The organism is Caldicellulosiruptor acetigenus, assembly GCF_026914305.1.
GTDB lineage: Bacteria > Bacillota > Thermoanaerobacteria > Caldicellulosiruptorales > Caldicellulosiruptoraceae > Caldicellulosiruptor > Caldicellulosiruptor acetigenus.
The window spans coordinates 2,057,814-2,070,860 of record NZ_CP113866.1 but is presented as its reverse complement, the minus strand read 5'-3'; the positions used below and the strand labels follow the sequence as shown (position 1 = coordinate 2,070,860).

11 protein-coding genes are annotated in these 13,047 nt (G+C 36.6%); all 11 read left to right on the top strand.

The annotated features are described in order from the left end of the window. Entirely contained in the window at window positions 1–516 is a 516-nt protein-coding gene (locus tag OTK01_RS10250) for a gamma carbonic anhydrase family protein (RefSeq protein ID WP_029228055.1), read from the top strand. Between the two features lie 124 nt (window positions 517–640). After that, window positions 641–1,888, top strand: coding sequence for a protein translocase subunit SecD (gene secD, locus OTK01_RS10245; protein ID WP_029228056.1), 1,248 nt, complete (start codon window positions 641–643; stop codon window positions 1,886–1,888). After that, the gene (gene secF, locus OTK01_RS10240; protein WP_029228057.1) at window positions 1,889–2,821 is read left to right on the top strand and encodes a protein translocase subunit SecF; all 933 of its coding nucleotides are present in this window, start codon (window positions 1,889–1,891) and stop codon (window positions 2,819–2,821) included. Window positions 2,822–2,940: 119 nt separating this feature from the next. Further along, the gene (locus OTK01_RS10235; RefSeq protein WP_029228058.1) at window positions 2,941–4,608 is read left to right on the top strand and encodes a ribonuclease J; all 1,668 of its coding nucleotides are present in this window, start codon (window positions 2,941–2,943) and stop codon (window positions 4,606–4,608) included. Window positions 4,609–4,750: 142 nt separating this feature from the next. Beyond that, window positions 4,751–4,981, top strand: coding sequence for a YlmC/YmxH family sporulation protein (locus OTK01_RS10230; protein ID WP_013289907.1), 231 nt, complete (start codon window positions 4,751–4,753; stop codon window positions 4,979–4,981). A 70-nt stretch (window positions 4,982–5,051) separates the two neighbouring features. Continuing rightward, a complete protein-coding gene (locus OTK01_RS13360) occupies window positions 5,052–5,213 on the top strand; it encodes a potassium-transporting ATPase subunit F (protein WP_083789035.1) in 162 nt (53 codons plus the stop codon). 20 nt (window positions 5,214–5,233) lie between these two features. Beyond that, window positions 5,234–6,937 carry a potassium-transporting ATPase subunit KdpA gene (gene kdpA / locus OTK01_RS10225; RefSeq protein ID WP_029228059.1) on the top strand — a complete coding sequence of 568 codons (1,704 nt, stop codon included), beginning with the start codon at window positions 5,234–5,236 and terminating at the stop codon, window positions 6,935–6,937. 79 nt (window positions 6,938–7,016) lie between these two features. Next, window positions 7,017–9,050 (top strand): potassium-transporting ATPase subunit KdpB, encoded by a 2,034-nt coding sequence (kdpB, locus tag OTK01_RS10220; RefSeq protein ID WP_029228060.1) that lies wholly within the window; start codon window positions 7,017–7,019, stop codon window positions 9,048–9,050. Between the two features lie 17 nt (window positions 9,051–9,067). Continuing rightward, complete coding sequence (gene kdpC, locus OTK01_RS10215; RefSeq protein WP_029228061.1) at window positions 9,068–9,658, top strand: potassium-transporting ATPase subunit KdpC; 591 nt, start codon at window positions 9,068–9,070, stop codon at window positions 9,656–9,658. Window positions 9,659–9,661: 3 nt separating this feature from the next. Further along, entirely contained in the window at window positions 9,662–12,349 is a 2,688-nt protein-coding gene (locus tag OTK01_RS10210; RefSeq protein WP_029671972.1) for a sensor histidine kinase, read from the top strand. Next, entirely contained in the window at window positions 12,349–13,038 is a 690-nt protein-coding gene (locus OTK01_RS10205) for a response regulator (RefSeq protein WP_029671973.1), read from the top strand. The genes OTK01_RS10210 and OTK01_RS10205 overlap by 1 nt, the downstream gene beginning before the upstream one ends. Window positions 13,039–13,047: the final 9 nt, after the last annotated feature.

Below are 13,047 nucleotides of genomic sequence, written 5' to 3'. Positions count from 1 at the left end.
ATGATAGTTACTTATAAAGGCAAGACACCTAAAATTGCGCCTTCTGCCTTTGTGGCAGAGAATGCAGTTATAATAGGCGATGTTGAGATTGGAGAAAATTCAAGTGTGTGGTTTGGCTGCGTTTTAAGGTGTGAAGAGAATAGAATTATAATTGGAAAGAATACAAATATACAAGACCTTACGACAATACACACAGACCACTGCTGCTCTGTTATAATAGGCGACAATGTTACAGTTGGGCACAATGTTGTTCTTCATGGTTGTGAGATAGGCAACAATGTTTTAATTGGAATGGGAAGTATTATAATGAACGGAAGCAAAATAGGTGATAATAGCTTGATTGGAGCAGGAAGTCTTATAACTCAAAACACGGTCATCCCGCCAAATACCCTTGTGTTTGGCAGACCTGCTAAAGTGATAAGAGAGCTCACGCCAGAGGAGATTGAAAAGATTGCAATTTCTGCAAAGGAGTATATAGAGCTTAGCAATGAGTATAAAAAGATAAAAGATTATTAAATTTTGTTTGTTGACTTTTTATCAAGCAGAGGATTATAATTTTACTGAATGAGTATTTGTCTGTGAAAACAACTAAACTTTCTACATGTTTTACTAACCTTCTAAAAAGAAAGGAGAAAGGGTTATGCAAAATAAAAGCTTGGCAAAGTTTCTGATTGGATGCTTGGTAATAGCCTTTGCATTTTACATAGTGTTTTTTGGGCTGGAAATTGGAACAGCAAGCATCCCGTCAGTCCAAAAAGTCATAAGGTATGGTCTTGACTTAAAAGGCGGCGTTTACATTGTATATGAGGCAGCAAAAGAGAACCCAACAAGAAGAGAAATGGAGTCAGCATTGCAGCTTATCAGAACAAGGCTTGACATGAGAAACTTTTATGATGCAACGGCGACAATCCAGGGCTCAAAGAGAATAAGGGTAGAAATTCCAGGTGTCAAAGACCCTGATGAAGCTATACAGTATATAGGAAGAACAGCTTTGATTGAGTTCAAGGGACCTTCTGGAGATTTGATTGTTTCAGGTAGAAACGTTGTTGATGCATATGCGCAGCAGACAGCATCAGGATACGTTGTTGCACTAAAGTTTGACAAAGAGGGAACAAAAAAGTTTGCAGAAGGGACAAAAAAATATTTGGGTCAGAACATTGGAATTTATCTTGATGGCAAGCTCATTTCAAATCCTGTTGTTAGAGCAGAGATAGACAATGGTGAAGCTGTAATTGAAGGCATGAAAGATTTGGAAGAGGCTAAAACACTTGCTCAGCAGATAAAAGCTGGTGCTTTACCATTTGCGTTAAAAGTAATTGAAAGCAAAGCGATTGGACCTTCACTTGGGAATGAAGCTTATAAAACCACATTAAAAGCCTGCATAATAGGATTGATATTAGTATTCCTGTTCATGATTATATTTTACAGATTGCCAGGGCTCATAGCTGATATAGCATTGGTGGCATATGTTGTTATACTTGTAGCAATTGTGGGATATGCAAAGATTACGTTGACCCTCCCTGGTATAGCAGGTATTGTTTTGTCGGCTGCAATGGCAGTTGACGCAAACATTCTAATTTTTGCTAGACTAAAAGAAGAGCTCAGAAATGGAAAAACTTTAAGGGCTGCTATGGATGCAGGTTTTAGGCGGGCACTAAATGCTGTTATTGACTCTAACGTAACAACGATAATAGCAGGAATTGTTCTTCTGTTCTTAGGAACAGGTCCTATTAAAGGTTTTGCATGGACGCTCACAATTGGTATTGTGGTATCATTCTTTACAGCAATTACTGTTACAAGATTTTTGCTTACTTCAATTATAAATACAGGGTTATTCAAGGATATAAGATGGTATGGCGGTAAGAAAACCAGGGAGGTGGATGCTTAAATGACCAAGATTGATTTCATGGGGAAAAGAAAGTATTTCTATATACTCTCAATATTAATCATGGTGATTGGCTTAATTTCGTATTTTGTACAGGGTTTTAACTATGACATAGACTTTACAGGTGGTACAGTTTTGGAGATAAACCTTCATAAGGTTCCGACAGCTCAAGAGATATCCGAGCTTGAAAAGCTGACAAAGCAAATTACAGGGACTCAGACACCTATTGTTAGAAAAGTTGAAGATGGTAAAAAGATAATGATAAACGCACATGAGGTTCATGGTAAAAAGAAGACAGAGCTTTCAAAAGAGACAAGAGACAAGCTCTTTGGTGAGATTGCTAAAAAGTATAATCTTAAAAAAGAGGATTTAATTTCCTATCAGAATGTAGGTGCAGTTGTGTCATCAGAGCTAAAATCTCAGGCAATTTGGGCGGTTGTGATTGCATCAATTTTGATGTTGATTTATGTAGCAATAAGATTTGAATTTAGATTTGGTACAACTGCAATTATAGCTATTATTCATGATTTATTAATAATGCTAACTGTCTATACATTATTTAGGATTCCTTTGAATTCAAGCTTTATTGCAGCAATACTCACTGTCCTTGGATATTCTATAAATGACACTATAGTAGTATTTGACAGGATAAGAGAAAATAGAAGAATAATGGGGAAAATGGAGCTCAAAGAACTTGTAAACTTGAGTATGAACCAGACAATAGGAAGAACAATCTCAACAATTACAACAGTTGTAATTGTATTGATAGTATTATATGTAATGGGAGTTCAGTCAATTAAAGAATTTGCATTCCCACTTTTGATTGGTGTTATATCTGGTGCTTATTCTTCTATATTTATAGCAACAGCACTGTGGTTTGACTGGGAGCTCAGTACAAGAAAGAAGAAACTTCAGGCAAAGCCGAAAAGAGCATAAAAGAAAAGCTGTTATTTATGACTTATTTTTAAATTCTTCAAAAAAGCTCTTGCGAAAGCCATTTTCGTAAGGGCTTTTTTAAAATGTCTTTTTATTTTGATTTTTTGGAGGAATTCTTTATGAAGAAAAAGCAAGAGCATCGAATTAGAATCATACCACTTGGTGGGCTTAACGAAATTGGAAAGAACATGCTTGTTGTTGAAGTAAACGACGAGATAGTTGTCATTGACTGTGGTCTTGCATTCCCAGAAGATGAGATGCTTGGCGTTGACCTTGTAATACCTGACATATCATATCTTATCAAGAATAAGGAAAAAGTAAGAGCTTTGATTCTCACACACGGTCATGAAGACCATATTGGAGCTATACCGTACGTACTGCGGGATTTAAATGTTCCAATTTATGGAACAAAACTTACACTTGGGCTTGTTGAGATAAAACTTATAGAATTTGGTATAGATTTGAACTCTGTAAAGCTGTTCACTGTCAGGGCAGGGGATGTAATTAGCTTTAACAATATGCGCATTGAGTTTATAAGGACCACACATTCCATTGCTGACTCTGTTGCTGTTGCGATACACACACCGCTTGGTCCCATTGTCCACACAGGCGATTTCAAGGTGGACTTCACACCAATTGAGGGTGAACCAATTGACCTAATAAGATTTGCAGAGCTTGGCAAACAGGGAGTTCTTGCGCTTTTATGTGACTCAACAAACGCAGAGCGGCCAGGTTTTACTTTGTCTGAAAAGACTGTTGGTGCGACATTTGACAGGATATTTTCCCAGGCTCAAGGGAGAGTTATTGTTGCAACATTTTCTTCGCACATTCACAGAGTACAGCAGGTCATAAACTCAGCTGAAAAGCAAGGAAGAAAGATTTGCGTCTTGGGAAGAAGCATGGTGAATGTTGTAAACAAAGCACTTGAACTTGGGTATTTAAAGATGCCAGATGGGATGCTAATAGACGTTGATGAGCTTGACAACTATCCTCCAAATAAGATTGTGTTGATAACAACAGGGAGTCAGGGCGAGCCTATGTCTGCACTTTCACGAATGGCTTCTGCCGAGCATAAGAAGGTGGGGATTATACCCGGCGATGTTGTTATAATCTCGGCAGCACCCATCCCTGGAAATGAAAAGTTTGTAAACAGGGTGATAAACGACCTGTTTAAGCAAGGTGCGCAGGTAATATATGAAGACATTGATGATATTCATGTGTCAGGTCATGCCTGCCAGGAAGAGATAAAGCTTATACACAATCTTACAAGACCAAAATACAGTATCCCTGTGCATGGAGAGTTCAAACACTTGATACACCATGCAAAGCTTGCAATGGAGCTTGGAGAAAAAAACGTATTTGTATTAGAAAATGGGAAGGTTTTGGAGATTACAAAAGACGGTGCAAAGGTTGTTGGAATGGTGCAGGCAGGCAATGTTCTTGTTGACGGACTTGGAGTTGGAGATGTAGGAAATGTTGTTTTGCGCGACAGACGTCATCTTGCCCAGGACGGGCTTTTCATTGTTGTGCTCACAATTGATTCGTCAACAAGAGATGTCATCTCAGGTCCTGATATAATCACAAGAGGTTTTATATATATAAGAGAATCTGAGCCTTTAATTGAAGAGGCAAAAAGAGTTATAAAGGATGTTCTTTATTTTTGCAACAAAAATGATATTACTGAGCCTAACGCAATAAAGGTAATTTTAAAAGATAATCTAAGGAATTTCTTGTTTGAAAAGACAAGAAGAAATCCAATGATAATTCCAATCATAACTGAGATTTAAATATGTTTGCTTCTACTTAAAAGACCGCAGGTAAATGAGAGATGTACCTGCGGTCTTACTGTTCTGAGGAATTTTCACATGAAAAAAACTTTTGCATATAATAATAAAAGACAACAACGCTTAAAAAAGTGGTAAAAAGAAGATGTATAAGTCTTCAGATTTGAGAGAAAAGGATGTAATAAACATCTCTGATGGTAAAAAGCTTGGCAAGGTTTGCGATTTAGAGGTTGATGTCAAAACTGGAAAAGTAGATGCAATAGTTGTCCCGGCACCATTTTCTGTGGGCAACATCTTCTCTAAAGAAAAAGACTATGTAATTCCATGGGATAAGATAAAAAAGATTGGTGAAGATGTTATTTTGGTTGAAATCTAATAAAAAGTCATCTGGCATAAAATAACAGATGACTTTTTTATTTTTTTTATATTTTTTTTACTCTCCATAAATGAAAAATGTAACTATAATTTTATTTGTGATTCTGAGAAAAACACTATTTTTGGGTTATGGGAGGAAAGAAGAAATGTTGGAGCTTTTAATAGGTGTGATAACTTTTGTGGGAGTTTTAATTTATTTATTTTATGCTTTGCTAAATGCAGAAAAATTATAAGATGAAGGAGGTTTTATGGGTTGTGGTTTGATATTCTGCAGATACTTATTTACCTTATACTATTAATTCTTTTAGCTATTCCAGTGGGACATTATATTGCAAGAGTCTTTAACAGAGAAAAAACCTTTTTAGATCCTGTTTTGAATCCTATAGAAGAATTTTTCTACAAAATTGCAAGAATTAACCCTACCAAAGAAATGACATGGAAAGAATATGCTTTTTCTTTAACTATTTTTAATATTTGTGGCATAGTATTTTTATATATTTTACAAAGAATCCAAGGAATTTTGCCCTTTAATCCTCAGCATTTAAAAGCGGTTCGCCCAGATTTAGCATTTAACACAGCTGTTAGTTTTGTCACTAATACAAATTGGCAGAGCTATGTGGGTGAAAGACAACTCAGTTATTTTACTCAAATGGTCGGATTAACTGTACAAAATTTCCTTTCGGCAGCAACAGGAATGGCAGTTGCTTTAGCTTTAATTCGCGGATTTATTAGAAAAGAGACACCATATATAGGCAATTTCTGGGTTGATATGACTCGCACAGTCCTATGGTTACTTCTTCCTTTATCTTTTGTATTGGCAATAGTGTTAGTTTCGCAGGGAGTCATACAAAACTTTTCGCCATATTTAAAAATAGCTACGTTAGAAGGAAAAAGCCAGACATTACCTATGGGACCTGTTGCATCGCAAGAAGCTATTAAACTTTTAGGGACAAATGGGGGAGGATTTTTTGGGGCTAACTCAGCTCATCCTTTTGAAAATCCTTCTCCACTTACAAACTTTATAGAAATGTTAGCTATCCAGATTATTCCGGCAGCAATGCCTATTGCGTTTGGCAGGTTTATAAAGAATAAAAAAGAAGGTATTATTATACTGAATGTAATGCTTGTGCTGTTTATATTAGATACAAGTATCATTTATTTGAGTGAATACTATGGAAACCCAATAATTCACAGCTTGGGAATTTCACAACCAGCTGCACTGGAAGGGAAAGAAGTGCGATTTGGGATTGGTGGGTCGGCTTTGTTCACATCTGTTACCACTGCTGTAGCCTGTGGTGCAGTCAATAATATGCATGATAGTTTAACTCCTCTGGCAGGGATGATTGCTTTGCTACAGATAATGCTTGGAGAAGTTATTTTTGGAGGAATAGGTGTAGGACTATGTGGCATACTTATATTTGCTATCTTTACAGTTTTTATTATTGGCCTTATGATAGGGCGCACACCGGAATATTTGGGCAAAAAAATAGAGGCTAAAGAAATAAAAATGGCTACCTTAGCAGTGATTATTCCTTCAGCAGCTATTTTACTTGGAAGTGCTTTATCAGTTAGCATAAAAGAAGGTCTGAGTTCTATTTCGAATGCGGGACCGCATGGATTGACAGAAATTTTGTATGCTTTTTCATCGGCAAGTGGAAATAATGGGAGTGCATTTGCTGGGTTGAAAGCTGATACAGCTTACTATAATATTCTGCTTGGTATTGTAATGCTCATTGGACGATTTGGGACTATTATTCCTTCACTTGCTATAGCTGGCAGTCTGGCGAGCAAGAAAAGAATACCTGTTTCAGCAGGGACTTTTCAGAGTGCTACACCTATATTTGGAGTTTTGCTTGGATTGGTTATTCTCATTGTAGGAGGGTTAACCTTTTTCCCGGCTATAGCATTAGGACCTGTTCTTGAACATCTTTTGATGCTACTTCACAAGCTTTTCTGAGTAAATAGAAAGGAGGCTGGGGCTAATAGCTATGAATAATTCTTTTCAAAATAATAATTCGGATGAGAAAAAACAGGATATGAAAAGAAAAACTAAATATGATAAAAAGTTGATTTTATCAGCTGTTAAAAATGCGTTCATAAAACTTAATCCGATAATTCAAGCTAAAAGTCCGGTCATGTTTATTGTTGAGATAGGAGCTGTGCTTACCACCTTTTTTACTTTTTACGATTTTTTGAGGGGCAAGAGAGAGAATTTATTCATAAATCTTCAAATAGGAATCTGGTTATGGTTAACAGTAATCTTTGCAAATTTTGCAGAAGCTTTGGCTGAAGGTCGTGGGAAAGCTCAAGCAGAGAGTTTGCGAAAAACCAAAAAAGAGATAATTGCAAAAAAATTGGTCAATGATAGGATTGAGAGAGTACCAGCTTCAGAACTTCGAAAGGGAGATATTGTTTTAGTAGAAGCAGGGGATATAATTCCTGGAGATGGAGAAGTAATAGAGGGGATTGCAACTGTGGATGAGAGTGCAATTACAGGTGAGTCTGCACCAGTAATTAGAGAGTCGGGCGGTGATAGAAGTTCTGTTATGAGTGGTACAAAAGTTCTTTCTGATTGGATTAAAGTAAAAATTACTGCAAACCCTGGTGAAACTTTCCTTGAAAAAATGATTAGTTTAGTAGAAGGTGCAAAAAGACAAAAGACTCCTAATGAGATTGCTTTGAATATATTTTTGATAGCTTTAAGTATAATATTTTTGCTTACTACAGCTACCTTGGAAGCTTTTGCACATTACTCAAACACTATTGTGCCTATTCCTGTTTTAGTAGCACTGTTGGTATGCCTCATACCTACTACAATTGGAGGACTTTTGAGTGCCATAGGTATAGCAGGGATGGATAAGCTTCTAAAATATAATATTTTAGCATTATCTGGACGAGCAGTAGAGGCAGCAGGAGATGTAGATGTGCTGCTATTAGACAAGACAGGAACTATTACCTTAGGTAACAGAATGGCTACTGCTTTTATTCCAGCACCAGGAGTTTCAGAGGAAGAACTTGCTAATGCGGCACAATTAGCGTCGTTAGCTGATGAGACACCTGAAGGTAGAAGTATTGTTATATTGGCCAAGAAAAAGTTTAATCTCCGCGAGAGAGAATTGAAAAATTTGAAAATGACGTTTGTACCTTTTTCTGCTCATACCCGAATGAGTGGTGTAAATATTGAAGGTAGAGAAATAAGAAAAGGTGCAATAGATGCAATTGAGGATTATGTTCAAAAAAATGGAGGAATTATTCCTCCAGAAGTAAAGTTGACTGCTGAAAAGATAGCGATGGAAGGCGGCACGCCTTTGATAGTAGCAGAAAATGCTAAGGTATTAGGTGTTATCTATTTAAAAGATGTAGTAAAAGGTGGTATCAAAGAAAGGTTTGCACAGCTTAGGAAAATGGGTATAAAAACAGTGATGATAACTGGAGACAATCCATTGACTGCAGCGGCAATTGCTGCCGAAGCTGGTGTAGATGATTTTGTAGCAGAAGCTAAACCTGAAACAAAGCTAAATCTTATTCGAGAATATCAAGCGCAGGGACATATGGTGGCAATGACTGGGGATGGAACAAATGATGCTCCTGCTTTAGCACAAGCTGATGTGGGTGTAGCAATGAACAGCGGTACACAAGCAGCAAAAGAAGCGGGTAATATGATAGATTTGGATAGTAACCCAACTAAATTATTAGAGATTATAGAAATTGGAAAGCAGTTGCTTATAACAAGAGGAGCCCTAACTACATTCAGTATTGCAAATGATGTTGCAAAATATTTTGCCATTATTCCAGCTTTGTTTGCAAAATCTTATCCCGAATTACAGGTTCTGAACATTATGAAATTGGGTAGTCCGAATAGTGCAATTCTGTCGGCAGTAATTTTTAACGCTTTAATAATTGTCTTTTTAATTCCTTTGGCTTTAAGAGGTGTAAAATACAAACCTCAAAATCCTAATCAGATACTGAGACGAAACTTGCTTATTTATGGAGTAGGAGGCTTGCTGACTCCTTTTTTAGGCATTAAGATTATAGATTTTATATTAACTACACTGCTTGGTATGAAATAAGTAGGAGGTAGTGAAAGGTGCTAAAAAAAGGTCTGTTGAATTCTGTTTTAATGCTAATAATGATGACACTATTGTTGGGTTTTATTTATCCGCTGATTATTACGGCTATAGCAAAATTTCTTTTTCCTTATCAAGCATCAGGTTCATTGATTTACAAAGAAGGAAGAGTAGTAGGTTCAAAACTTATAGGTCAGCAGTTCGATGATCCTCGTTATTTTCATGGGAGACCTTCAATGGCAGGGATGGGATATGACGCAACTTCATCTGGAGGATCCAATTTAGGACCTACCAATAAAAAACTTATTGAGCTTGTCAAAAAAAGAGCTCAACAGTTTAGATTGGAAAATCAACTATCCGCTAACCAATATATACCTGCAGATATTGTTACTGCATCGGCAAGCGGCTTAGACCCGGATATTACACCTGAGGCAGCATTATTGCAAGTTCCCAGGATAGCTCGTTTGCGAGGGATTTCGGAAGAAACATTGGTGAAGTTGGTAGAGAAGTATACTAAAGAAAGGCAATTGGGCTTTCTTGGTGCTCGTAGAGTTAATGTTTTGGAACTCAATTTAGCCTTAGACCATTTACAGGCAGGGAAAGGTGAATAGTTGATGCAGAGCAGAAGTGACGATTTTCGACCAGATCCGGAGATATTGTTGAGAGAAGTTCAACAGCAAAGAAAGGGCAAGCTTACTGTTTTTTTAGGTGCAGCGGCAGGCGTTGGGAAAACATACGCAATGTTAGAAGCTGCCCAAGAACGGCTAAAAGAAGGTATAGATGTAGTAGTTGGATGGGTAGAAACTCATGGCAGAAAAGAAACAGAAGAACTCTTAAAAGGATTGCCAATTATACCACCACTTCGTATTGTGTATAAAGGGAAAGAATTTTTGGAGATGAACGTAGATGCTATCATAGCCAGAAGACCTGCTTTGGTATTAGTAGATGAACTGGCACATACAAACGTACCAGGGAGTCGTCATGCAAAGAGATACCAGGATGTAGAAGAAATAATAAATGAAGGAATTGATGTTTATACAACATTGAATATTCAGCATGTGGAGAGCTTAAATGATATAGTTGCTCAAATTACAGGGGTGCAGGTTAGAGAAACAGTTCCTGATAGATTGTTAGAGATGGCAGAAATTCAATTAGTAGATGTACCGCCTGAAGAATTGATATTGAGATTCAAGGAAGGAAAGGTATATGTACCTGAAAAGGCCGAAGAAGCATTAAAACACTTTTTTAGACCTGGTAATATAAATGCTTTGAGACAGTTGGCTATGCGCTATGCTGCAAAAAGAGTTGATTTTCAGTTAGAAAGTTATATGAGGGTTCACAAAATAGAAGGACCATGGCAGGTTTCTGATAGGGTAATGGTATGTGTAAGTTCAAGTCCTTTTTCTGCTCGCCTGATAAGAATGGCTAAACGATTGGCGGAAGGGATTGGAACAGACTGGATAGCTGTTTATGTTGAAACTCCTGAGCGATTATTTGGTGGGAATGAGGAAAAAACTCAGTTAAATAGAAATCTTGAATTAGCTCGTGAATTGGGCGCAGAGGTTATAACTCTTTCTGGGGAGGATATCGCAGAGGAAGTAATAAAATTAGCAAAAAAGAAAAATGTTACCCATCTGATAATTGGTAAACCCCTGCGTTCAAAAATCTATGAATTATTTCATGGCTCAGTAGTTAACAAAGTGATAAAGAAGAGTGAAGGGATTATTATACATGTTATTCCTGATAAATACAATACAGATAAAAAAAGTATATTATATTTCAGAACAAATATTTCAACATATGTCCATTATATTGAATCATTAATATTAGAAGGGTTAGTAACTACCATTGCTTACTTATTCAGGAAGAATCTTGGTATATTAAACATAGGAATGTCATTTTTAATACCTATTTTAATCAGTTCTATACGCGGTGGAATATTGCCAGGTATGGTAGCAGCTGTTACAAGCATTATTTTGTTTGATATTCTCTTTATTCCGCCCACAGGTAGTTTTTCGGTTACTGATTTGAGGTATATTATAACTTTCATAATCTTCTTGTTAGTAGCTTTTTTTACAGGCAACTTATCTCAGCGAATAAAAATAGAAATGAAGAAATGGCGGGAAAGGGGAGATAATTTAGAAGCTCTCTATTCTCTGAGCCGTGATATTGCAGCATTGGCTGATTTTGATGAGATTTTAAGTAGAATTGTAGAGAAGATGTATGAAATTCTTCAAAGCCCTGTTGCCTTAATATTACCAAATGAAAGAGGAGTTTTACAAATTAGAGCAAATTCAAGAAACTGGGATGAAAATTTGTGGGATGAGAGTGAGAAAGGGATTGCTGCATGGGTATTTAAGAAAGGTGAAAAAGCAGGAAAGTGTACAAACACTTTAAATAATGCAAAAGGATTCTATTTGCCTCTCCAGGTAGGGGAGAGAACCGAAGGAGTAATGGGGATTTACTCGGCTGATAAAATAGAGAAAGAAAAATTACAATTGGCAGAAACTTTTGCGGGGCTGGTTGCATTGGCAATCAGCAGAGCAAAACTCCACAAACAAGCTCAAGAGGCTAAATTTTTGGCTGAATCTGAAAAACTCCGTTCAGCTATTTTTAATTCTATTTCACATGATTTGCGAACTCCTCTATCCTCTATTATTGGAGCAGTAACTACATTGCTAGATAATGAAAAAGGTTTCGATTTAGCGCACCAGCGTGAATTGTTAAGAACTATTAAGCAGGAAGCTATAAGAATGAATAGATTTATAACTAACCTGTTGAATGCAGCCCGCCTGGAAAGTGGAGAATTAAAACTAAAAGAGGAATGGATTGATATACAAGACGTTATAGGCGTAGCAATTAGAAGGTTGGGAGATGCTTTAAAATCTAGGACATTAATTTTGAATATACCCCCTGATTTACCATTGTTGAAAGGCGATTTTATTTTGTTAGAGCAAGTATTTGTAAATCTATTAGATAATGCAACAAAGTATTCTCAGCCGGATAGTGAAATAATTTTAACAGTTAAATTAATGAGCAAATGGATAGAAATTTCAATCAGTAACAAGGGTCCCAAACTTTCTGAAGAAGATTTGGAAAGGATTTTTGACAAATTTTATAGGGTACCTTCTTCTTCGGATATTACAGGTACAGGCTTGGGCTTAACCATTTGTAAAGAAATAGTTGAAGCACATAAAGGTAGAATCTGGGCATACAATCATTCGGAAGGACTAACAATAGCATTTACTCTTCCTCTTCCTGATGTAGAAGTGGGAGAAATACCACCAGCAAAAAAGAGGTGATGCGCGTGAGCGATAAAAACGTAAAGGTATTGGTCATTGATGACGAGGTCCAAATACGAAATCTTCTAAAAGTGGCGTTAAGCGGATATGGATATGAAGTAAAAGAAGCTGCTAATGGTGAAGAAGGAATAAAGTATGCCTTGAATTTTAAACCTGACATAATTATTTTAGATTTAGGATTACCTGATATAGATGGAATAGAGATAATTAAAAAAATAAGAGAATGGAGTTCAACTCCTATAATTGTTTTATCAGTAAGAGAAAGAGAGAATGATAAAATTATGGCTTTAGACTCAGGAGCTGATGACTATGTTACTAAACCTTTTGGAATGGGAGAACTGCTTGCACGCATAAGGACTGCATTGAGACATAGGACATTGGTTTCTCCCCAAATTTCTGTGGAACTTGACGATTTGAAAATTGATTTAGCAAGCAGAAAGGTGACGGTAGAAGGGAAAGAAGTAAAACTTACTCCAACTGAATTTGAAATATTGAAAATTTTAGCACTAAATACAGGAAAGGTTGTAACTCACAAACAATTATTAAAAGAAGTATGGGGGCCTATGTATGAAAATGAAGTTCATTATTTGCGGATATATATAGGTCAAATTCGGAAAAAAATAGAAATTGATCCATCAAGACCTCGACATTTGATTACAGAACCCGGCGTTGGTTATAGATTAGTATGAAATTGTGGT